A 23,707-nucleotide genomic window follows, 5' to 3' on the forward strand; every position below is an offset into this window, starting at 1 on the left:
ATAATGCTTTAGTATTTTTATTCTGATTTCATTTATTCCCCGCCAAAGGTTTTTTTAATTTCCCCGCAACCCAGCATTGCCTCGCCAAAGTAAGGGTTTCGTATTTCCTTTATTTCACTTATCCAGTAAGCTCCTTTGTTATTATTGGCCATCGGGCAGCGTTGCATGTACAGCGTTTTATTAAGATTATCCATATTGGAAACAAATGCAAGCATATTTTCTGAAAGTATCACAAAATGATCCCTTTGATTCTCCAGCTGGTTATTTTCTGAAATTCCTACCAGCATGGTTTTTATCTTCTCCAGGTGCGAAACTTCCATAGTTTCAAGATTTGTGGTTTTCAGGCTCTGCAACTCCTGAAGCATCTCAAAAGCCGCAGCTCTGGCACCTTCAATATTGGAACTCACCAAAGCATTTTTTAAATCCAGGTAGGCATCAAGCACAGTTGTAAAGTCCTTCTGAAAAGTTTCCGGAAGCTGCATTTTCATATTCCCGGGCTTTTCTTTTTCCATAATATCACTGTTCATCATAGAAGGTTTCCCCTGCAGCTGGGCAGCGGCATCTACCGTAAAGGTTCCGTTTACAACAATTTCCTCACCCAACTGTAAACCTGCAACCACCATATAACTATTGCCCGTTTGTGTCCCGAGCTGCACTTCCCTCATCTCAAAAACGGGTTTTTCAGGACTGGTTTGTACATAAATCAGGGAACGTTCTCCCGTCCATAGCACAGCAGATTTAGGAATACTTATATTTTCTGAATTTGCCATTTGCGCTGTAGCAATATTTCCTTCCACAAACATTCCCGGTCTCAAAACATTATTCTCGTTTTCCAGTTCAGCTCTTACTCTGATGGTTCTGGTAGAACTATTCAGCAGAGGGTCTACAAAAGAAATTTCTGATACAAATTCCCTGTTTGGAAACGAATTGATGGTAATGCTAATTTCCTGGCCTTCTTCCAAACTGGAAATCTGATTCTCGTAAGCATCAAAAACCGCCCATACTGTATTTAAATTGGCAATTTTATAAAGTGGCTGTCCCTGCTCTACGTAATCTCCCTCCTGCACCAGTTTTTCGGTTACCGTTCCACCCAGCGTTGCATAAATGGGGAAATTTTCCCTCACGCTTCCGGAGTTTTCAATGGCATCAATTTGTTTATCTGAAAGCTTCCATAGCTTCAGTTTGTTGCGAACAGCTTTGTAAAGTGCCGGCTGATTTTCTTTTAATCTTGCTGCGGTCAATAATTCCTGCTGGGCAGAAACCAGTTCCGGCGAGTAAATAGTACCAAGTAACTGCCCCCTGTTTACCTGCTCACCGGTGGTATTGATATTCAATCTTTCTATACGCCCGCCGAAATAGGAAGATTGCACCGCGTTGGCTTCTTCATTTATCCTGATTTTTCCCGATAGTGTCAATTTACCCGAATTTTCCTCTGTGCCGCCTACCCTGGTGGTCTGGATATTAGCCAGGGCCATGGCATTTTCTGTCAGGCTAAACTGTTCTGCAGACAATCCAGAAGTCCCAGATTCTGATGGAACAAGGTCCATCCCGCAAATTGGGCAATCCCCGGGCTCCGGCTGCATAATCTGCGGATGCATGCTACACGTCCACATTTGCCCGATATTCTCGTTTTCATGCTCATCATTCCGGGAAGTGTTTTCCCCTGCTCTTTCTTCAGCATTAGTTCCGAAGAAAAGATAGCCCAGCAGCAATCCTGAAAGCAAAATTCCTATGTAAATGATATATTTTTTCATCTCTTTTAAATTTAAAAAATAGGTTTCGGCTAAGCTCCACCTGGCATTCTGCTATAATTAATTGCTTAAATAATTCACCATTGTGGCCTGCATGTAAAAATTCTTCACCGCTTTTATATGACCAAGCTGAAATTTTAACTGCATTTCCTGGATTTCCAGCACATCATTAAAATCTATGGTGCCGGTTTCGTAATTTTTAAGCAGAATTTCTTCCGCATCATTCGCCTGTTCCAGGTTTTCTATATAAGTGGCTGCGGTAATTTTTGCTGAAGTCCTCTTATTTATCGCTTCCCGCAGCATGGTTTGCAGCTTAAGCTGCTTACTTTCCCGCTGCGCTTCAATTTCCTTCTGCCTTAATTCGTTCTGCCGTGTCACCGATTTATTTTTGTTGGTGAAAATGGGAATAGCCACCGATACCATAGGCATCAGGATATCTTTGCCATTATCGCTAAAATCCATATCGGCCCGTTCCGCCACACTCACGTAATCCACGCCCAGGCCAATTTTTGGCAGGGATTCTTTCTGATTTAATTTTTCAGCTTCAGTTACTGAAGCATATAATTCTTCAAATTTCAGTAATTCAGGATGCACTTCTGAAATTTGCTCTTCTTCTGCGGAAAGCTCTCCATCGGGAATCACTAAAGAATCCATAATTGAAACCGGGAAATTCTCTTTCCTGTTCAGCAGATTTATTAACTGGTTCTTTTCTATACCGACTTCCTGTTCCAGGGTTTCTGCCTGTTGTAAAAGGTCATTCTGCCTCATTTGAAGCCGAAGCACATCTACCGCCGAAGCATTTCCCACTTCCACAGAATTCAAGGCGAGTTCATGGTAGGTCTGCAGCAATTCTGCATTTTCCTCCAGGATGGCTTCTTTTGCCTGCAGCTCATAAAGCCGGTAATAGGACTGGGCTACAGCTAATGCCAGTTTTCGTTTGGCAATGGCAATTTCAACATATTCAGCATCAGCCATGGAATTTGCATAATTTTGCCGGGCAGTTAGCGTTCCAAACCAGGGCAGCATCTGTCTTACCGAAAACCGCGCTTTTTGCGGCCCCGTCCTGGTTTCCGGTTCACTCACAAAATATCCCGCGCTGAACTCGGTATCAGGCAAGGCATCCACTTCTTCCGTTTTCTCTGCAGTAAGTTCATAATGATATTGCAGCGCCTGAATCTCCGGACTATTTTCTTCAGCCTCCTGAATGTAAGACTGCAATTGCTGCGCGCTTGCTGATTGAAGAGTGAAAAGGGAGAAAATCAGGAAAAACATTCTCCCTGCATTTGCTACCTGTATTTTTTCGTACCTTCTCATACTATTCTAAATTCTAAATTCTAAATTCTAAATTCCAACTTCTTACTTCTTACTTTAATTTCCTGTCTCCAGCTAAACAATACCGGCACCACAAACAAGGTGATTAACGCAATGAGCATCCCGCCAAATGAAGGAATGGCCATTGGGATCATAATATCACTTCCCCTTCCTGTGGAAGTTAATACCGGCAGTAGCGCGAGAATGGTAGTTGCCGTGGTCATTAAACAGGGACGTATCCGTTTTTCGCCTGCTTCCACTACCGAAGCCCGAATTTGCTCCTTTGTTTCGGTTACATTTTTGTCAAAAGTCTGGGTGAGATAAGTCGCCATCACCACACCGTCATCGGTTGCGATTCCAAAGAGCGCAATAAAGCCCACCCATACGGCTACACTCAGGTTTATGGTTCGCATCTGGAACAGGTCTCGCAGGTTTTCTCCGAAGAAATTAAAATTTAAGAACCATTCCTGCCCGTAAAGCCCGATAAGCAGAAACCCGCCAGCAAAAGCCACCGCAATTCCTGTAAAAACCATAAGTGAAGTGGAAACCGATTTAAACTGAAAATACAAAATGAGAAAAATGATAATCAGGGATAAAGGAACAACTACAGATAAGGTTTTTTCTGCCCGCAGCTGATTTTCATAAGTTCCTGTAAACCGATAAGTAATTCCTTGTGGCACCTCTAATTCTCCGTTATCTATCTTCTGCTGAATAACCTCCTGGGCATTTTCCACCACATTCACCTCAGCATATCCATCCAGCTTATCAAAAAGCACATATCCAATCAGGAAGGTATCTTCACTTTTAATTACCTGCGGGCCCTGCTCATATCGTATTTCCACAAGTTCGCCCAGCGGTACCGGGCTTCCGTTTTCCACAGGCACATAGATATTTTTTATATCTTCCGGATTAGCCCGTAATTCCCGGGGATAACGCACCCTTATTCCATAACGTTCCCTGCCCTCTACGGTTTGGGAAAGCTGCATCCCGCCAACGGCTACTTCAAGAATTTGCTGCACCTCTTCTATGCTCACGCCATACCTTGCCAGCCTGTCCCGCTGAATATCAATAAGCAGATAAGGTTTCCCCACAATCCTGTCGGCAAAAACAGCTTCATCTTTTACACCATCTACTTCCTTTAGAATTTCTTCCAGTTTTAAGCCGAAATCTTCAATAGTTTTAAGATCGGGCCCTTTTACTTTAATTCCCATGGGCGCACGCATTCCCGTTTGCAGCATTACCAAACGTGTTTCAATTGGCTGAAGTTTTGGTGCTGAAGTAATTCCCGGTAATTTTGTTACCCTTACAATTTCGTTCCAAATATCATCCGGCGATTTAATTCCCGGCCTCCAGTTTCTAAAATATTCGCCGTCTTCATCTTCTACCAACTCTTCGGGCGCCACATCGAGTGAAGTCCGGATATCAGCTTCCTGATAATTTTCATTTTTGGTAGCTTCATCTATATCAGAATTAGGATTTAGCACCAGGCTTCCATTCTTAAGAATAAAAAAGCCGTCATCATTTACCTTATATCGCTGCCGCTTCCCTGCTTCGTTACGCATGTATTCAGATTTATACTGAATAATATTTTCATACATGGAAAGCGGGGCGGGATCCAACGCAGATTCGGTACGGCCGGCCTTTCCAACCACGGTTTCAATTTCGGGAATATTGGCCACAGCCATATCTAACTGCTGCAGGATGCGCTTATTTTCTTCAACTCCCGCGTGAGGCAGGGAAGTGGGCATCAGCAGGAAGGAACCTTCATTTAAAGAAGGCATAAATTCTTTCCCGGTATTCTTCATAATAAGAAAACCAAGAATCACAATTAGGGTGGGAATTGACAAAAAGAGCAATTTATTCCGAAGGGCCCAGCGTAATATCCTAGTGTAATAATTTCTGAAAAGCAGAAAGCCGCCCAGTATTCCGAAGGTGATAAGACTGACAAAAATCAGGTTCATAAAAATGCTACGGTCAAAGCCCAGCGGGCGCCAGTATTCGGCTAAAAGGAAAACAATAGCGGCTGCTGAAATAATCACATTTACCAGATTTGCCTTTTTGGGCGTTATCTTTTTCTTCAGAAGTAAAATTCCGGTTACGCCGAAAGCCACCAGCACCAAACCTATAAAATAGCCAAAGATAATGGCGGTAACCCCGCAAATTATTAAAACGGCATTAAGTACATAACCAATACTGGTTTTTGCAGTTCTTTTTCTAAAGAAAGCAGCTGCAAAAGGCGGAATTAAGAAGAGAGCTACGATTAAAGATGCCGTTAAAGCCATTGTTTTTGTAAAAGCCAGCGGGCGAAACAATTTCCCTTCAGCTCCAATCATTGTAAAGACCGGGATAAAACTGATAATAGTGGTAAGCACCGCAGTAAGAATGGCTCCGGAAACTTCAGAAGTTGCATTATAGACTATAGTGTTAACGGGCAGTTTATTGCCATTATCATCTAAACTGAGTTCATCCAGGTGCCGCAGGATATTTTCAGAAAGGATAACGCCCACATCCACCATTGTTCCAATAGCAATGGCAATACCCGATAAAGCCACAATATTGGCCGGTATATCAAATGCTTTCATCGCAATAAAAACCATGAGCACCGCTACCGGTAATAATCCTGAAATTAGTACAGAGGCCCGTAAATTATAAACCATGACAATTATTACCAGAATGGTGATAAGAATTTCCATCGTGAGGGCTTCATTTAAGGTACCCAGCGTTTCCTGAATAAGATCTGTGCGGTCGTAAAAGGGAACGATGGTGACCTGAGAGGTGCGCCCGTCTTCAAGCGTTTTGGACGGAAGTCCGCCGCTAATCTCATCAATCTGTTCTTTTACATTATTGATAACCTCCAGCGGATTCGCCCCGTAGCGTGCCACCACCACTCCGCCAACCACCTCGGCGCCTTCCTTATCCAGAATACCGCGACGCTGTGCAGGACCTAAGCTCACATTGGCAATATCGCCAATGCGCACAGAGGTGAAATCTTCAGAAGTAATAACCGAATTTTCAATATCTTCTATAGACTCCACATAGCCCAGGCCGCGCACCAGGTATTCTGCACGGTTAATTTCCAGGGTTTGTGCACCAATATCACGGTTGCTTTGCTTTACGGCATTCACCACTTGCGGCAGGCCAATGTTGTATTGCCGCATAAGTTCCGGATTAACATCAATTTGATATTCCTGAACATAGCCGCCAATAGAAGCTACTTCTGAAACTCCGCTGGCTCCCGAGAGGGCATATTTAACATAGTAATCCTGAATACTTCTTAATTCCTGAAGGTCCCAGCCGCCGGTAACATTTCCTTCTTTATCATGACCTTCTAATGTGTACCAGAAAATTTGGCCCAAACCCGTAGCATCGGGGCCAAGTGTGGGATTTACACCATCGGGCAGTAAATTTGCAGAAAGAGAATTCAGTTTCTCTAGAATACGGCTACGGCTCCAGTAGAAATCCAAATCTTCCTCAAAAATGATGTAGATACTGGAAAAACCAAACATGGAAGAACTCCTGATGGTTTTTACCCCCGGAATCCCCAGTAAAGACGTGGTAAGTGGATATGTAATCTGGTCTTCAATATCCTGCGGGGAACGGCCGGGCCATTTGGTAAAAACGATCTGCTGATTTTCACCAATATCAGGAATAGCGTCCACCGCTACGGGGTTTGAAGGCAAAAAGCCGGTATCCCAGTTAAATGGGGCATTTACCAATCCCCAGCCCACGAAAAGAACCAGGAGCAGCACCGCGACGAGCTTATTTTCAATTAAGAATTTTATGCCTTTATTCAGCATAATGCATATTATTTAAGTTTTAAGAATCAAAAGTTGGAAAACAACAGTGACAGGCTAAAAAGATTATTTTTTGCCTGCAGCTTCTAAAAACCTAAATATCAAATAAGGAAAGTCTCGTGAAGAACGGGTATGTCCTTCACCAGTAAAGGCGGAATATAATCTTTAAATGGCACCACCTGTTGTGGCAGGCTTTCAAAGAGATTTATATATGTGTAGCTGAAAACCGTAAAGAAAAGCTGCTGGTCCAGATCGAAAGACTGAAGAGCATTCTTCAGCTCATCCTGGCCTTCGACGGCAATTTTTTCATTGCTGCAACAGGAATCCTTCAGCTGATCTTCAGAAGAAGACGTCTCCATTCCGCAGGTTTCAGCTTTAGACAAAATAGCAGAATCCACCAGTACGCTTCCGCAGAAATGTTTATCTACGGTAAAAGACATGGTAGAAAACATGACCACCAAGGCCATGAGGACAGAAATGCTATTTTGAAATGCTTTTTTCATCAGCCACAAAAATACAAATTTTTTAAATATCAGCAGATGAGGTGATATTTTGCTACAAATTTATTTAAAAGACATGGTGCAAACTTTAGATTTCTTCGGAAATGTTTTTGTTTTGAAGGGAATATAAACTCCGCAGGCGATAATAGTGAAAAGCGGGGAGCAGAATAAGGATAAAAATGGGATGGATCAAAAATCTGCGCACATAAAAGAGGGCCAGAAAATGTTCATTTTCAATATTAAGCAGAAGAAAAATAAAAACTGAACCTCCTATCAATAAAAGAATTAAATATAGAAGTGAAGCAAATCTTACGATATTTTTATTAAAAAAAGCAATATAAAGTATTGCCAGAGAGATAACAGTATTTAGCAAAAACCTTAATACCAGGTTGAGCAATAAAAGCCAAAAATTGAATTCGGGAATTTGGTGATGCAGGTAATCCCGTTGATAAAATTCTATAAGCGGATCATAAAAAAGGGCCTTTTCAAACATACGCACTAAAATGAGAAAAATAACCAGCACGCCTATCCCCAATGTCTTTTTTAAAATTCTCATGCTCTTGCTGCTTTAGAATAGATGCGTACCCAGATGAGCCACAGGATAAATACAGTGCCATAAATAATTAGTGGAAACATAATACTGTGCAGAAAATTGGTATACTGTGGCAGTTTATAGAGCCCGATGGACAAAAGAGCAATCCTTACCACATTCATGGCATAAATAATCACACTCCCGGCAAGTATAAAAAGAAAACTTGGCTTTGGTTTCCCGAAGAAAGAAAGGATAAAAGCTGTAAAAAGAATAATGATGCTTACCGAATTACATCCTTCAACAATTCTCGCCAGATAAATATTGTTCACAAACAACTTCATGGAAAGTTCTGTCTTATGGGGTAAAACCGCCCCATGGAAACCAAAGGAATCAATTAAAGCTTCGCTTTGTATCCCTACCAGATGAGTAATATAATCTGGAAAGTATTTGTCTGAACGAAAGAACTTCAGGTAGGCATTGTAAAACATGGAAAACACAAAATAACTTCCCAGAAACATAAACATGAACCGAAGCACCGAACTATATTTCCTAAATAACTGAAGCAAAAATCCCCTTGTTTTTAACAAATTTATACAAATAGAAAAGCTTGCCGCCTATAAAAAATCAAATACTTTTGCAGAAAATATTAACCTTATGCCATTTCAAAAATTAAAACCACAGGTTGAAGCAATTTTAGAAAATGAAAAACTTTCTGTAGAGCACCGCCTTACTCAGGTTTGTGAATTATTGCAGGAAAGCATTTCTTATTACGACTGGGTGGGATTCTATTTTAAAAACGGCAATAAAGAAGAGTTAAAATTGCATTCTTTTGCAGGCGAACCTACAGACCATACTATTATTCCTTTTGGAAAAGGTATTTGCGGCCAGGTTGCTGTTTCCAACAACAACTTTGTGGTGCCGGACGTAAAGGCCCAAAACAATTATATTGCCTGTAGTATTAATGTGAAGGCCGAAATTGTAGTGCCTTTATTTGTGAACGGTGAAAATTTAGGTCAGATTGATATCGACTCCCATACCGAGGATCCTTTTTCCAGGGAAGATGAGGATTTTTTAGAGTGGATGAATGAAAAGGTAGCGGAGGTTTTGGAAGTTGGAAGTTAGAAGTGGGAACTAAGAAAGGGTTTAATTTAAACTCTTTATTAAACTTTATTTTAACCTATATTTCTTTTAACATCAATCATTCTATTCGGATTCCGTTTTACGTCAAAAACATCATTTATGAATAGCTGATTTTCTTCCATTCTATAAATTATTTTATAATTTCCAGTCAAAATATATCTATAGTGGTAATGGTGTTGTTCTAAAAATAATTCAACCTGACCCGATTCCGGAAAATGAATGAACTGTTTTGTCGAGTTAAGGATTTGCCCCCGGATTTGCTCAGCAACCTTTCTGTTAACGTTAACTTTATAATAATCAAAAATACCCTTTAAGCTTTCAACAGCAAAGTCTGACCAAATAATTTTCATAATTATCTGCTTACCACTTCTCCATTATTTTTTCTAATTCAGCTTGAGTCTTAAAATTTCCATTTTTAAAATCTTTTTCAGATTTTTTAATCCGACTCTTTAATTCTTCAATTGTAAAAGGCTTGAATTCAATTTTATCACTTTCTGTTGTCTCTTTTAAAAGAATATCTTCAATTGTAACGAGAATACTTTCATCCTGAATTTGAGCAAGACAGGAGATTAGATTTAATTTTCGAGTTTGTAAATCCATAACAAAATTGTTTATTCAAATATACACAATTGCTTTTTTATCAAGTCTTTAAATATAAGTGGTAGGTGCAGCAACAAGAATCAGGAGAAAATACTTTCCACTCCCCACTTTTTACTAATTCGTACTTCCCATTTCATATTCCTTACTTCAAAATTACATTCCCGTTCTTATCGCCTCCACAGGATCAAGTTTTGAAGCTGAAATTGCCGGAATAATTCCTGATATCAAACCAATAATAGCAGAAACTGCTGTACCAATCAGGATGTTTAGCGGAGATAATACAAATTCAAAATCGCCGGTGAACTGAGAGGCTATCAGTGATACAATCCACACGAGAAACAGACCTATTAATCCTCCTATAACTGATAAAATGATGGCTTCAAAAAGAAACTGGGAAAGGATAAATTTATTTTTTGCACCCAAAGATTTCTGAATACCAATAAGATTGGTCCTTTCCTTTACGCTTACAAACATGATATTTGCAATCCCAAAGCCCCCAACCAGGAGAGAAAATCCGCTGATAATAAGTCCTATTAAATTAAGCTGACCGGTAATGGTATCTATAAAATCTGCAAATCCCTGAATCCTGTTTACAAAAAAAGTATTTACCTCTCCGGGTTTTAATCCGCGGTAACTACGCAGCTGCTGCTCTGCCATAGCTACAAATTCGTCATCATCGGTTCCTTCTTCGGGCTTTAAAATAATCTGTCCAAAAATATTTTGATTATTATCCCCAAAAATGCGCCGGGTAAAATTAACCGGTACCATTACCTGGCCATCCCGGGAATTCCCCATTAGCCCGGAACCCTGCTTTTCCAAAACACCAATCACCGTAACTCTATGGCCGTACATTCGCACCTGTTTGCCCAGCGGATTTGAATTTCCGAAGAGATTTTGAGCAATTTCATACCCGAGTACCACCACCGGCGCCCCACTGGCCGATTCGGCTTCAGAATAAAACCTGCCTTCAGCAATATCAAATTGTTCAATATCATAATACCCGTTGGTTACCGCTACCACACTAATACCGCTACTGGTTATATCCTGATATTTAAGTGACGCCTGCGGTACGCCCTGGGCAAAGGTACCCGCTGCCACATCTGGCAGGCTACGCATTAAATACTGATATTCATCATAAGAAGCGTGGGGAAACTGCTGCCGCTTCCACTGTGGGATATCACTTGGCCCAAATGAAAATTTCATAATCATTATCGTGCTGTTATCCAAAGCGCTAAGGCTTCCTTTCACCTCCCGTTCCAGAGAATCTACGGCTGCAAGTACTGCAATAATGGAAAAAATACCTATGGTTACACCCAACAAAGACAGGAAAGTACGCAGCTTATTATTACGCAGGGCACTCCATGCGAAGAAGAAACTTTCTTTTAGTACTCGTAGATAGATCAGCATAGTGAAATAGCCGGTTTTACAGGATTTAAAGATAAGACGCAGGCATCAAATATTCGTTACAAAATTAATTGATAAATAAGAACAGCAGCTTTTAATTTTTTTGGGTGATTTACTTACTTTTGCCACCTTAACAAACACAACGCAATGAGCAACTTAAAACAAGCTAAATCTGCCCTTATTTCTGTATTCAGCAAAGATGGTTTAGCTCCAATCGCAAAAAAACTTGATGCACTTGGAATCACCATTTATTCTACCGGTGGAACCGAAAAATTTATCAAAGATTTGGGAATAGAAGTGATTCCCGTTGAGGATGTTACTTCTTATCCTTCAATTTTGGGAGGAAGGGTAAAAACACTTCACCCTAAAGTTTTTGGCGGGATCCTTAACCGCCAGGATAATGAAGCTGATATAAACGAATTGGAAGAATTTGAAATTCCTCAGATAGACATTGTGATTGTGGATTTATATCCCTTTGAAAAAACCGTTGCTTCGGGCGCTGCGGAACAGGATATTATTGAAAAAATTGATATCGGCGGGATTTCGCTTATTCGTGCTGCGGCCAAGAATTTTAAAGATGTGGTTTGCGTTTCTTCCGTAGAAGATTACCAGGAATTTGAAACCCTGCTGAAGGAGAAAAACGGTGAAACCAGCCTTGCCGACAGAAAAAGATTTGCTGCTAAGGCTTTTAATATTTCTTCTCATTACGACACCGCGATATTTAATTATTTCAATCAGGAAACTAAAATTCCCGCGTACAAAGAAAGTATTGGAACCGGGAAACAGTTGCGTTACGGGGAAAATCCGCATCAAAAAGGAACTTTTTACGGAGAATTTGAAGAAATTTTTGATAAATTACATGGTAAGGAACTTTCCTATAATAACCTTCTTGATGTAGATGCCGCGGTTAACCTGATGAGTGAATTTAAAAATGATATTCCAACTTTTGCAATTTTGAAACATAACAATGCCTGCGGACTGGCCCAGAGGGAGACCATTCACCAGGCGTATGTTGATGCCCTGGCCGGAGATCCTGTTTCAGCATTTGGTGGAATTCTTATAAGCAATGTGGAAATTGATAAAGTAACTGCGCAAGAAATACACAAATTGTTTTGCGAGGTGGTAATTGCTCCTTCTTTTTCTGCGGAAGCTGAAGAAATTCTGAAAGGAAAGAAAAACAGGATTTTACTTATTCAAAAAGATACGGAATTGCCAAAAAACCAGGTTAGAACCTGCCTTAATGGAGTCCTGGTTCAGGATAAAGATATTAAAACCGATTCCATTGAAGATTTAAAGTACGCTACAGATAATAAACCTACAGATGAGGAGTTATCTGACATGATATTTGCTTCCAAAATTTGCAAGCATACAAAATCCAATACCATCGTTTTAGCCAAAAACAAACAACTTTGTGCCAGCGGAACAGGGCAAACTTCCCGTGTAGATGCGCTAAGGCAGAGTATAGAGAAAGCAGGATCTTTCAATTTTGACCTCAACGGTGCGGTTATGGCAAGCGATGCATTTTTCCCTTTTCCAGATTGTGTGGAAATTGCGGGAAACGCGGGAATATCGGCAGTAATACAGCCGGGTGGCTCTATAAAAGACCAGGAAAGTATAGACTACTGCAGCAAAAATAATATTGCTATGGTGCTTACGGGAACACGCCATTTTAAACATTAATTTTTAGTACATTTACCAAACCTCAACACAGATTATATGGGATTTTTCGATTTTCTCATTGAAGAAATAGCAATAGATTTAGGAACCGCCAATACCCTTATTATTCATAATGATAAAGTGGTGGTAGACAGTCCTTCCATAGTAGCACGGGACAGGACTTCCGGCAAAATTACCGCGGTAGGTAAAGAAGCTGCCATGATGCAGGGTAAAACCCATGAAAATATAAAAACAATCCGGCCTTTAAAAGATGGGGTTATTGCAGATTTTGACGCTAGTGAGAAAATGCTCACTATGTTTATAAAAGAAATTCCTGCGTTAAAGAAAAAAATGTTTACCCCCGCTTTGCGTATGGTGATCTGTATTCCTTCAGGAATTACCGAAGTGGAAATGCGTGCGGTAAAAGAAAGTGCCGAGCGTGTAAACGGTAAAGAGGTTTACCTTATTCACGAACCTATGGCCGCTGCTATTGGTATTGGTGTTGATATCATGCAGCCAAAAGGAAACATGATTGTGGATATAGGTGGTGGTACTACAGAAATTGCGGTTATCGCCCTTGGTGGGATTGTTTGCGATAAATCTATAAAAGTTGCCGGAGACGTTTTTACCAACGATATTGTTTATTACATGCGCACGCAGCATAACTTATATGTGGGAGAACGTACTGCGGAAAAAATTAAAATCCAGATAGGTGCCGCCACCGAAGACCTGGAAGTTCCGCCGGATGAAATGAGCGTACAGGGACGTGACCTTTTAACCGGGAAACCAAAACAGGTTAATATTTCTTACCGTGAAGTGGCAAAAGCGCTTGATAAATCTATTCTTCGTATTGAAGATGCGGTTATGGAGACCCTTTCTCAAACCCCCCCGGAGCTTGCAGCCGATATTTATAACACCGGAATTTATCTTGCAGGTGGTGGTTCTATGCTAAGAGGTTTAGACAAAAGGTTATCTCAAAAAACAGATTTGCCGGTTTATATTGCCGAAGATCCTTTAAGAGCGGTGGTAAGAGGAACGGGAATCACTTTAAAGACATTAAACCGCTATAAGGGAGTTTTGATTAAGTAGGGAAAGAGCGTGTTATGCAGCAAATATTTAATTTTCTTATCCGGAATAAGAATAATATTCTATTCTTGTTACTGCTGGCGCTGTCTGTTTTTCTCACTATTCAAACCCATTCCTTTCACAAAAGCAGGTTTATAAGTTCGGCTAATGTTGTAACCGGAGGGGTATATAACTGGGCAAATAATTTCCAGACCTATATGCACCTGGACGAATATAATGAACGGCTCATTGAAGAAAACAAAGAACTAAGGAACATTCTCACCAATTTGAATGTGAGCGATACTGCTATTGCTAAAAATTACCAGGATTCCACCTCCTTTAGCAGAGACTATTTTTTCAGATCTGCCCAGGTTATCAATAACAATTTTTCTAAAGTTGACAACTACCTAACCATCAATAAGGGTGAAAATGATAGCATTGAGCCGGAATTTGGAGTGGTTACCAGTCAGGGAATAATTGGTATAGTAGACAGGGTTAATAATAACTTTTCAAGGGTTATTTCTATCTTAAACAGCAGGTCAAAAATAAATGCACAGCTAAGCAAAACCAATCATTTTGGAAGCCTTGTATGGAACGGAGAAAATCCTAATGTAGTACAGCTTATAGATGTTCCCAGGCAGGCACCCATTAAAGAAGGTGATACTATTATAACTGGAGGGAAATCGCTTATATTCCCAAAAGGATTACCAATTGGCAGCATAAAAGATTTTAGCCTGGACCCAACCCAAAGTTATTATACTATAAACATTAATCTCTTTAACGACATGACTAATATAGGCTATGTCTATATTATTGAAAACATGAACAGGGAAGAAATTGAATCTCTTAATGAGCCCGATGAATAGCAGTATTTTTTCAAATATCGCCCGCTTTTTCGGACTGGTTTTTTTACAGGTACTGGTATTGAACAATATCAATTTTCTGGGCTATATCAATCCGTATTTATATTTTCTGTTTATACTGCTGTATCCTTTTAACTCTAACAGAAGTCTATTTTTACTACTGGCATTCCTGCTTGGCATAAGTATTGATGTTTTTGAGGACAGTGGTGGTATACATGCCGCGGCCTGCCTGGTGGCAGCTTTTGTAAGGCCACAATTTTTAAGATTTTCCTTTGGAATAAGTTATGATCATCAAACCTTAAGATTATCGGTTACTCCTTTTGGAGCCCGTTTAAGTTATGTCTTCCTGATGGTAATGGTGCATCATTTAATACTTTTTTCTCTTGAAATGTTTAGCCTGAACCATATACTTTTAATTCTGAAAAAAACGTTATTTTCAGGAATTTTCACTATAATTTTGGTATTTCTAAGCCTCGCTTTATTCAGTAAAAAATACAGATGAGAAGAATACTCCTTTACATATTAATCGTTACTACGGGAATTGCATTTCTTGGACGTCTTTTCTACCTCCAGGTAGTAGATACCTCCTTTGCCGTAAGGTCTCAGAACAATGCAATTAAGGTGGTTTATGATTATCCGCAGCGGGGCTATATCTATGACCGCAATGGGGAACTTATGGTTTCCAACCAGCCTTCCTACGATGTAATGGTTATACCACGTAATTTAAAACCCTTTGACACGCTTGAATTTTGTAAAATCCTTAGCCTTACTCCTGAAGAATTAGGGAAAAAACTAGACAAGGCCAAGATATATTCCTCCATGTTACCCTCTGTTGTTATCCCACAACTCACCAAGAGTGAATACGCATACTTGCAGGAAAAGATGAGGAAATATGAAGGTTTTTATATTCAGAAAAGATCTTTAAGAGATTACCAGGTACATAACAGCGCTAACGTACTGGGGTACATTTCTGAAGTAAACCAAAAGATTGTAAATGAAAACCCTTATTACATTTCAGGAGATTTAATTGGTCGCCAGGGTGTGGAGCAGCAATATGAAGAATTGCTGAGAGGCGTTAAAGGTGTAAAACATATTCAAAAAGACAGGTTTAACAGAGATATTGGCCCCTATAAAGACGGTATTTATGATACTCTTCCCGAAAAGGGAAAAGATATTACTATTTCTATAGATGCCGCTTTACAGGCTTACGGAGAAGAGCTAATGGAAAACAAGCGCGGTGGAATTGTTGCCATAGAGCCATCTTCAGGAGAAATTTTATCACTGGTAACTGCTCCAACCTACGATCCGGCTATGCTCGTGGGCAGGAAACGCTCTGAAAATTTTACCAAATTATATTATGATAGCATTTCCCGCCCTTTATATGACCGGGGATTACTGGCAGAATATCCGCCCGGCTCACCTTTTAAAACCATGAATGCACTTATAGGCCTTCAGGAAGGCGTGGTGGATACTGACGATACTTTTTCCTGCCATCATGGATACAGCTACGGAAGAGGCCGGAAAATGGGCTGTCACTCCCATGCGAGTCCCCTGGATATGATCCCGGGAATTGCCAATTCCTGTAACTCCTATTTTGCTCAGGTTTATCGTAAAATCATTGAAAAATATCCAACGCCACAGGAAGGAATAGATGCATGGAATGCACACCTAAAAAGTTTTGGTTTAGGGGATTATTTAGGTAATGATCTGCAAAACGGCCGACCGGGAAAAATTCCAAATTCTGACTATTATAATAAGATCTACAATTACCCTACCTATAAATGGTTTGCCACGGCAACTTTATCTAATGCTATTGGCCAGGGTGAGGTGCTGCTTACCCCCATACAACTGGCAAATATGACCGCTACTATTGCCAATCGTGGCTGGTTTTATACTCCCCACCTTCTGAAAGAAGTGGAGGGTAACTCTATTAAAGACGAAAAATTTACTATTAAGAACCATACCACCATTGAACCTAAATATTTTGATCCTGTGGTAGAAGGTATGCACCAGGTTTACAAGAATGGTACAGCTTCAAGCCTTCGAATTCCAGGGATAGAAATAGCCGGTAAAACAGGTACTGCCGAAAACTTTACCAGAATAGATGGAAAACGGGTACAACTTACTGACCACTCAATTTTTGTGGCTTTCGCACCTGTAGATAACCCGAAAATTGCCATTGCGGTTTTTGTAGAAAACGGATATTGGGGAAGTCGCTACGCAGGAAGAATTGCCAGTTTAATGATAGAAAAGTATATTCGCGGCAATATCACAAGAACAGACATGGAGGATTGGATTCTTTCCCATAGTCTTCAGGATGAATATGCAAAACCTCTAAGCGGCGAACCCTTTACAATCAACCGGTAATGGCGAAAAGTTCAGCAGGATTTGACTGGATAAGCATTTTAATTTATATGGTCCTGGTACTCTTTGGCTGGGCAAATATTTATTCAGCTTCCCTTGGGGGAGACTCCGGTTCTTATTTTGATCTGAGCCAGGTTTATGGTAAACAGGCTTTATGGATTATCATGAGTTTTGTCCTGGTTATTATTATACTTTCCATAGAAGCCAAATTTTATCAACGCTTTTCCAGTATATTCTACATAATTTCTTTACTCTCCCTGGCAGGGCTCTATATATTCGGAACAACAATATCGGGAGCTACTGCATGGTATTCAATCGGATCGGTAAGAATTCAACCTTCAGAATTTGCCAAAATTGCCACTGCCCTGGCCCTTGCAAAATACGTAAGTGATATTCAAACCAATATTACCAGGTTCTCTAATCAATTCCAGGCCTTTATCATCATATTATTACCTGCTGTTCTTATTCTTGCCCAACCAGACCCCGGCAGTGCTATGGTGTATAGTGCTTTTTTCTTCCCACTTTACCGTGAAGGACTTTCAGCAGTATATCTTATTATAGGACTTTCGGCAATTGTAATTTTTGTACTTACACTGGTTGTGGGACCAGTTTGGGTTAGCGCAGGAGTAGTATTGGCGGGCATCCTTCTAATGCTTCGGAAGAAAAAAAAACGACCCGGAAAAATTCTTATTATCAGTCTTATCGCTATGGCGATAGGTTTGTCTTTCTCAGTAAGCTATATTTTTACAAATGTATTTAAGCAACATCACAGAGACCGTTTTAATATTGTGTTGGGCAAAAAAGTGGATTCCAGGGGAATAGGCTACAATACCAATCAAAGTGAAATTGCCATAGGAAGCGGCGGCTGGTTTGGCAAAGGCTGGACCCAGGGCACCCAAACCAAAGGACATTTTGTTCCTGAACAGCATACAGATTATATCTTCAGTACTGTTGGAGAAGAATGGGGTTTTGTAGGTAGCGCCATGGTCATCATTCTGTTTATGCTGCTTCTGCTACGATTAATTGTTCTTGCCGAAAGGCAAAAAGACCAGTTTCACCGCATATACGGCTACAGCGTTATTGGGATAATGTTTATTCATTTTATGGTAAACATTGGTATGGTGATTGGCGTCTTTCCAACGGTAGGCATCCCCCTGCCTTTCTTTAGTTACGGAGGCTCCGGACTATGGGCATTTACCATCCTGCTGTTTATCTTTATTAAGCTGGATGCAGAAAGAATGTCATTCTAATATCTCCTGTTGCATGTTGCAGCCATTGCATTCTAAAAGTCAACATCGTCTTAATGGAAACTTCTTCAGAAATAGAAGTCATAATATTGGAAATCTGCCCTGGAAATTATAAGACTCCGTTTTTTAATTAACGACCTACAAAAGCTTATAAAATTTCCTTCTGAAATAGAGGATTTTGCTTTGTAAAAGAATTAACTGCATTGTTCCACAATTAGCAGCAATGCCGCTACCAACAATATCAATACAGGATATACAATTTTTCGCTTCATTATAAACTATAAAAATTAAGCGCCCCAAAGGAGATCAGGGCGCTTAAGTATTTAGAATAATATTTTCAACTAGTCCTTAATATTGGCATATTTTGACTTATTGATGTTGTTCATTTTCATATCCGAAAGCACATTAATAGCCTCTTCCATATAAACATCACTACTCAGGCTTTTATGCCATCTATCTCTTTTTTCCTGCAAAATGGTATCGGTTTCAAAAGCTTCTCTTTCGTATGGCAGAGAGGTAAAAGATAAGTTGGTCTCATAATCTTTTAAAGAATCAAACCTTTTTGCCAACTCTGTTTGCTTTTTAACATTAGAAGAATATTCGTTGTAATCCAAGGAGTATTCATTGTCTTCGCTTTGTTCTTTGATCCACCTGGCATTTTCCTCTATCAGCTTAAGCTGCGTGTTTTCACTCATACGCTTCTTACTATTTTCTATGGCTTCATCAAACTCCACATAGCCATCCCACACATCATATTTGGCGGGATCTATCTTATCCCATGGCAATGGGTTCTCCTGGTCTTTTTCACCAATATCAACAAAGCTGTACCTGTCCGGAACCACCACATCACTTTTTACTCCTTCCAACTGGGTGGAACCACCATTTACTCTATAAAACTTTTGAGTAGTAAGTTTTAACGCTCCAAGATCACCATATTCATTATTCCTTAACCAACGGTTTAGGTCAATTACATTTTGAACTGTACCCTTACCATAAGTTTGTTTGCTCCCAATAATAATGGCTCTTTTATAATCCTGCATTGCAGCCGCAAGAATTTCAGAAGCCGAAGCTGAAAGTTCATTTACCAGGATTACCAGCGGGCCATCCCAAAGAACTCCCGGGTCTTCGTCTTTTAGCACCTCTTTACGTTGTCCATTGGATTTCACCTGTACCACAGGACCTTCTTCAATAAATAAACCGGCAATATCCACTACTGTTTTTAGGGAACCTCCACCGTTATTCCGAAGATCCAGAACAAGTCCCTGCATATTTTGATCTTTCAGGCGAATAATATCCTTTTTAATATCTGAAGCTGCATTCCGTTCTTCATAATCTTCCATATTAAAATAAAACTTGGGCAAATTGATAACGCCGTATTTCTTTCCGTCCTTCTCTACCATAGAAGTCTTGGCATAAGTTTCTTCTATTTCTACCACATCACGGGTAAGAGTGACCTCTTCAATATTCCCCATTAACTTTTTGCGTATAGTAAGTGTCACCTCGGTTCCTTTTGGACCTTTAATTAGGTCCACCGCATCGTTAAGGCGCATTCCCACAATGCTCACCGCATCCTCTTCATCTTCCTGTTTTACTTTTAGGATCTCATCTCCCGAGTCCAGTTCTTCGCTTCTCCATGCAGGGCCACCGGAAATCACTTCGGTAATTGTTATATTGTCGCTTTTCTTCTGAAGCCTTGCTCCTATTCCTTCCAGTTTTCCAGACATGGCGATATCAAAACGTTCTTTATCCTGTGGTGCGAAATAAAAGGTATGCGGATCAAATTCTTCTACAATAGCATTAATATATATTGAAAAATAATCCTCTCTTTCAAGGTCATCTGTAAAATCATAATATTCATCCAAGGTACCAAGAGTTATTTCTCTTGCTTCTTGTTCAAGGTCAGCATCAGACTTTATTTCATAATCGGCATCATTCTCTTTTTTAGCTTCCTCCTGTTCTTTTAAATCACGATAAGTTACAAGAGTGGAAAATTTAAGCTGCTTTCTCCATCGCTCTTTCATCTCCTGCTTAGAAGCAACGTAACCCAGCTCATCATAGTTGGTATTAATGCTTTCCTGTTCGCTAAAATCAAAAGGCTCTGCTAAAATACTTTTATAAATTGACCGTGTTTCCTCCATTCTCTTACTCAGCGTAGAATAAGCAACATCAAAGAATTCAATTTCTTTGTTTTTAATCTGGTCGTCGATCTGACCTTCATATTTATTAAATTTTTCAATATCACTGGCATAAAGAAAACGCTTTGACGGATCCATAGATTCGAGGAAATCATTATAAACATTGGCGGAGAATTCGTCATTTATTTCCTTAGCGTCATAATGCCCCTGCTCAAGAACGTATGTAATAAGATCTATTAAAAGTTTATCTTTATTTGGATCTTCGAATTTTTTGGTGGTAAAGCTACATGCCGATGCCGCCATCACCATCAGCATTATTAGTATTTTGAAATTTCTTTTCATAAACTGCATAAGTTTCATCATTATTCTTCTGCCAAATACATTAAAAATTGTGCCAACCTTTAAGGAGGCTCTGTATTTTTTGTTAAACCACTAAGATAAGCTTTCCCCGGGAAATTACTATTTTAGCCCATGTAAAAAAAATTGTTATGTCAAAAGAAAAACCCCTGATCCTGGTGACAAATGATGATGGCATCACAGCCCCCGGCATCAGGGCGCTGCTGGAAGTAATGAAAGAACTGGGAGACGTAGTAATTGTTGCCCCGGATAGTCCGCAAAGCGGAATGGGCCATGCTATTACCATTAGTAACACTCTCTTTTGTGAGCCGGTAACCATAAAAAAGAATTATAAACACAAGGAATACAGCTGCTCCGGCACTCCGGCCGATTGTGTTAAAATTGCGACACAGGAGATTTTGCACCGCAAGCCCGATCTTTGTGTAAGCGGGATTAACCACGGTTCTAATTCTTCAATTAATGTGATATATTCAGGCACTATGAGCGCTGCGGTAGAAGCGGGTATTGAAGGAATTCCCGCCATTGGCTTTTCCCTTCTGGATTATTCTCTTACTGCCGACTTTGAGCCTTCAAAAAAATACGTGAAGAAAATCACACAGGATGTCCTGAAGCATGGTCTTCCCAAAGGAGTGGTTCTTAATGTGAATTTACCCAAATTTCCTGCCTCTAAAATAAAAGGTATTAAAGTATGCAGACAGGCAAATGCACATTGGGAAGAAGAGTTTGACAAGCGTACAAATCCGCAGGGCAGGGATTATTTCTGGCTCACCGGTAAATTTGTGAACAAGGATGAAGGGGAAGACACCGATGAATGGGCCCTGAGTAACGGTTATGTTTCGGTAGTACCGGTGCAGTTTGACCTTACGGCCCACCAGTTTTTAAGAGAATTAAACACCTGGAGCTTTAATGAATAAGCAGGATCTTTTTACAGGATTTTTAGTAGGGGTTGCGGCCAATATTTCCGGCATCTTTTTATATATTTTAATCTTTTCAGAATTGAATATAGATGCCACCCTACAGGATGCATTTAGAAATGGGTATTTGGGAAAACTTATCGCTCTGGGAGGTATTCCTAATTTCCTGCCGTTCTTCCTTTTTCTGAAAAAGAAGCACAATGCACATGCACGGGGAGTTTTAATGGCTAGCATTCTGGCAGCAATCTCAGTGGGAATTTTTAAAATCGCGAATTAGAAAGAATAACCTAATCTTTTTTCAAATTTGAAGTATTATATAATTGCAGGAGAAGCTTCAGGAGATCTTCACGCCTCTAATTTAATGAAGGCATTGAAGCAGACTGACGAAAATGCCAAATTTCGATTTTGGGGCGGCGACCTTATGCAGCAACAGGGTGGGGAGCTGGTAAAACATTACCGGGATCTCGCTTTTATGGGTTTTGCTGAAGTGTTGCTTAACCTTCGCACTATCCTTAACAATATTTCTTTTTGTAAAAAAGACATCACAGCATTTCAGCCCGATGTATTGATTTTTGTAGATTATCCGGGTTTCAACCTGCGCCTGGCCAAATGGGCAAAAAAAGAGGGCATTCCCACGCATTTTTATGTTTCCCCGCAAATATGGGCCTGGAAAGAAAACAGGATTAAAGATATTAAGCGGGATATTGATAAAATGTATGTTATCCTCCCCTTTGAAAAAGAATTTTATGAGGAAAAGCACCAGTTTCCTGTTCATTTTGTAGGACATCCGCTTATTGACGCCATCTCTCAAAAAAAACAGATTCCTACAGAAGCTTTTAAGGAAGAATTTAACCTGGATAACAGGCCAATAATTGCCCTTTTACCGGGAAGCCGGAAACAGGAAATTTCAAAAATGCTCGAAGTGATGTTAAGCATTGTCCAAAACTATAAAAATTACCAGTTTGTAATTGCCGGTGCCCCAAGCCAGGACCGGGAATTTTACCGGCAGTTTATCAAAAAAAGCAATGTAAACCTGGTAATGAACCGCACTTATGATTTGTTAAGCCTGGCAACAGCAGCCCTGGTAACCTCCGGCACCGCTACGTTAGAGACCGCTCTTTTTAAAGTTCCTGAGGTGGTATGCTATAAGGGTAGTTTTATCTCCTACCATATTGCCAAACGCATTATCAATTTAAATTATATTTCGCTGGTTAACCTCATAATGGACAAAGAGGTGGTAAAAGAACTTATCCAGAACGATTTCAACAAAAAGAATCTTATCTTAGAACTGGATAAAATTCTTGATGAGAAGCATAGAGAAAATATTTTTAAGGATTATTATCTTTTGGAACAAAAACTGGGCGGCACAGGTGCCAGTCAGAAAACAGCCGAACTTATTTATAATAGCATCCATGAACAGAAAAATTGAATCCCGTTTTTTTCTCCTTCAGGATTTTCTTCTGAATCCTTTTTATATGCGAAACCTGCTAAAGATATGCAGCTTTATCCTTTTTGCCATATTACTTACCTCCTGCGGCAGTTCAAGATCCAGAGGGACCAACCAGAGAAAAATGGTTTCTTCAGAAAAAAAGTTTAAAACAAATCCCGAAGTTAAACCTGAAGATAAGAGGGTTTATAAGGTTATTTCAAATGCAAAAAAATTTGAAGGTACACGCTACAAATACGGCGGCACCACAAAAAGAGGAATGGACTGCTCCGGACTTATTTATGTTGCCTGTCTTGAGGAAAATATTGCCATGCCCCGCACTTCCAGGGCCATGTCTTTGGAAGGAGAACGCCTTTATCTTGAAGAAGTCACTGCAGGTGACCTGCTTTTTTTCGAAACCAATAAGAACAAAAAAGTGATAAATCATGTAGGACTTGTAGTTGAGGTACTACCCGGTAAAATTCTTTTTATTCACTCCACCACTTCAAGGGGCGTAATAATCTCTTCACTTTCCGAAGCTTACTGGCATAATAACTTTGTAATGGCGCGGCGGATAATTTAATTCTGAATATAGAGGGTTTCAGGAGACTTTTTTGTTTCGGATTTCTTTTTAAACTAATACCCTTC

21 protein-coding genes are annotated in these 23,707 nt (G+C 40.0%); 11 read left to right on the forward strand and 10 right to left on the reverse strand.

Features of this window, described 5'->3' with window-relative positions:
- Window positions 1-32: 32 nt before the first annotated feature.
- The 6 genes from RM539_RS00090 to xrtF form a co-directional block, all read right to left on the reverse strand.
- The gene (locus tag RM539_RS00090; protein WP_311501428.1) at window positions 33-1,754 is read right to left on the reverse strand and encodes an efflux RND transporter periplasmic adaptor subunit; all 1,722 of its coding nucleotides are present in this window, start codon (window positions 1,752-1,754) and stop codon (window positions 33-35) included.
- Between the two features lie 57 nt (window positions 1,755-1,811).
- On the reverse strand, window positions 1,812-3,065 hold the full coding sequence (locus tag RM539_RS00095) for a TolC family protein (RefSeq protein WP_311501429.1): 1,254 nt from the start codon (window positions 3,063-3,065) through the stop codon (window positions 1,812-1,814).
- 20 nt (window positions 3,066-3,085) lie between these two features.
- Complete coding sequence (locus RM539_RS00100) at window positions 3,086-6,859, reverse strand: efflux RND transporter permease subunit (protein WP_311501430.1); 3,774 nt, start codon at window positions 6,857-6,859, stop codon at window positions 3,086-3,088.
- Window positions 6,860-6,957: 98 nt separating this feature from the next.
- Window positions 6,958-7,359 carry an HYC_CC_PP family protein gene (locus RM539_RS00105; RefSeq protein WP_311501431.1) on the reverse strand — a complete coding sequence of 134 codons (402 nt, stop codon included), beginning with the start codon at window positions 7,357-7,359 and terminating at the stop codon, window positions 6,958-6,960.
- 85 nt (window positions 7,360-7,444) lie between these two features.
- Window positions 7,445-7,912, reverse strand: coding sequence for an exosortase F system-associated membrane protein (locus RM539_RS00110; protein WP_311501432.1), 468 nt, complete (start codon window positions 7,910-7,912; stop codon window positions 7,445-7,447).
- Entirely contained in the window at window positions 7,909-8,454 is a 546-nt protein-coding gene (xrtF, locus tag RM539_RS00115; RefSeq protein WP_311501433.1) for an exosortase family protein XrtF, read from the reverse strand. Before xrtF ends, RM539_RS00110 begins: the two co-directional genes overlap by 4 nt.
- Before the next feature lie 88 nt (window positions 8,455-8,542).
- Here xrtF and RM539_RS00120 point away from each other — a divergent pair, with 88 nt between their 5' ends.
- A complete protein-coding gene (locus RM539_RS00120; protein WP_311501434.1) occupies window positions 8,543-9,010 on the forward strand; it encodes a GAF domain-containing protein in 468 nt (155 codons plus the stop codon).
- A 50-nt stretch (window positions 9,011-9,060) separates the two neighbouring features.
- Here RM539_RS00120 and RM539_RS00125 read toward each other — a convergent pair whose 3' ends face one another.
- The 3 genes from RM539_RS00125 to RM539_RS00135 form a co-directional block, all read right to left on the reverse strand.
- Entirely contained in the window at window positions 9,061-9,378 is a 318-nt protein-coding gene (locus RM539_RS00125) for a type II toxin-antitoxin system RelE/ParE family toxin (RefSeq protein WP_311501435.1), read from the reverse strand.
- A gap of 10 nt (window positions 9,379-9,388) precedes the next feature.
- The gene (locus RM539_RS00130) at window positions 9,389-9,628 is read right to left on the reverse strand and encodes a hypothetical protein (protein WP_311501436.1); all 240 of its coding nucleotides are present in this window, start codon (window positions 9,626-9,628) and stop codon (window positions 9,389-9,391) included.
- 153 nt (window positions 9,629-9,781) lie between these two features.
- Window positions 9,782-11,035, reverse strand: a complete 1,254-nt coding sequence (locus RM539_RS00135) for an ABC transporter permease (RefSeq protein ID WP_311501437.1) — start codon at window positions 11,033-11,035, stop codon at window positions 9,782-9,784.
- Window positions 11,036-11,179: 144 nt separating this feature from the next.
- On the opposite strand from RM539_RS00135, the gene purH reads away from it, so the two are divergent.
- From purH to rodA, 6 genes are read left to right on the forward strand one after another with little or no spacing between them, the layout of a single operon-like run.
- Entirely contained in the window at window positions 11,180-12,712 is a 1,533-nt protein-coding gene (purH, locus tag RM539_RS00140; protein ID WP_311501438.1) for a bifunctional phosphoribosylaminoimidazolecarboxamide formyltransferase/IMP cyclohydrolase, read from the forward strand.
- A gap of 36 nt (window positions 12,713-12,748) precedes the next feature.
- The gene (locus RM539_RS00145; RefSeq protein WP_311501439.1) at window positions 12,749-13,777 is read left to right on the forward strand and encodes a rod shape-determining protein; all 1,029 of its coding nucleotides are present in this window, start codon (window positions 12,749-12,751) and stop codon (window positions 13,775-13,777) included.
- A gap of 14 nt (window positions 13,778-13,791) precedes the next feature.
- Entirely contained in the window at window positions 13,792-14,619 is an 828-nt protein-coding gene (mreC, locus tag RM539_RS00150) for a rod shape-determining protein MreC (RefSeq protein WP_311501440.1), read from the forward strand.
- On the forward strand, window positions 14,612-15,118 hold the full coding sequence (locus tag RM539_RS00155) for a rod shape-determining protein MreD (RefSeq protein ID WP_311501441.1): 507 nt from the start codon (window positions 14,612-14,614) through the stop codon (window positions 15,116-15,118). The genes mreC and RM539_RS00155 overlap by 8 nt, the downstream gene beginning before the upstream one ends.
- The gene (mrdA, locus tag RM539_RS00160) at window positions 15,115-16,983 is read left to right on the forward strand and encodes a penicillin-binding protein 2 (RefSeq protein ID WP_311501442.1); all 1,869 of its coding nucleotides are present in this window, start codon (window positions 15,115-15,117) and stop codon (window positions 16,981-16,983) included. Before RM539_RS00155 ends, mrdA begins: the two co-directional genes overlap by 4 nt.
- Window positions 16,983-18,230: a rod shape-determining protein RodA gene (rodA, locus tag RM539_RS00165; RefSeq protein ID WP_311501443.1), complete on the forward strand. Its 1,248-nt coding sequence runs from the start codon at window positions 16,983-16,985 to the stop codon at window positions 18,228-18,230. Before mrdA ends, rodA begins: the two co-directional genes overlap by 1 nt.
- A gap of 338 nt (window positions 18,231-18,568) precedes the next feature.
- Here rodA and RM539_RS00170 read toward each other — a convergent pair whose 3' ends face one another.
- A complete protein-coding gene (locus RM539_RS00170; protein WP_311501444.1) occupies window positions 18,569-20,704 on the reverse strand; it encodes a carboxy terminal-processing peptidase in 2,136 nt (711 codons plus the stop codon).
- A gap of 146 nt (window positions 20,705-20,850) precedes the next feature.
- Here RM539_RS00170 and surE point away from each other — a divergent pair, with 146 nt between their 5' ends.
- The 4 genes from surE to RM539_RS00190 are packed head-to-tail and all read left to right on the forward strand — an operon-like array spanning window position 20,851 to window position 23,642.
- Window positions 20,851-21,633, forward strand: a complete 783-nt coding sequence (gene surE / locus RM539_RS00175) for a 5'/3'-nucleotidase SurE (protein ID WP_311501445.1) — start codon at window positions 20,851-20,853, stop codon at window positions 21,631-21,633.
- Window positions 21,626-21,910 carry a hypothetical protein gene (locus RM539_RS00180; protein ID WP_311501446.1) on the forward strand — a complete coding sequence of 95 codons (285 nt, stop codon included), beginning with the start codon at window positions 21,626-21,628 and terminating at the stop codon, window positions 21,908-21,910. The genes surE and RM539_RS00180 overlap by 8 nt, the downstream gene beginning before the upstream one ends.
- A gap of 27 nt (window positions 21,911-21,937) precedes the next feature.
- Entirely contained in the window at window positions 21,938-23,062 is a 1,125-nt protein-coding gene (lpxB, locus tag RM539_RS00185) for a lipid-A-disaccharide synthase (protein WP_311501447.1), read from the forward strand.
- Window positions 23,046-23,642 (forward strand): C40 family peptidase, encoded by a 597-nt coding sequence (locus RM539_RS00190; protein WP_311501448.1) that lies wholly within the window; start codon window positions 23,046-23,048, stop codon window positions 23,640-23,642. Before lpxB ends, RM539_RS00190 begins: the two co-directional genes overlap by 17 nt.
- Window positions 23,643-23,707 lie beyond the last annotated feature (65 nt).

It is taken from the genome of Autumnicola musiva, from assembly GCF_031846585.1.
GTDB classification, from domain to species: domain Bacteria; phylum Bacteroidota; class Bacteroidia; order Flavobacteriales; family Flavobacteriaceae; genus Autumnicola; species Autumnicola musiva.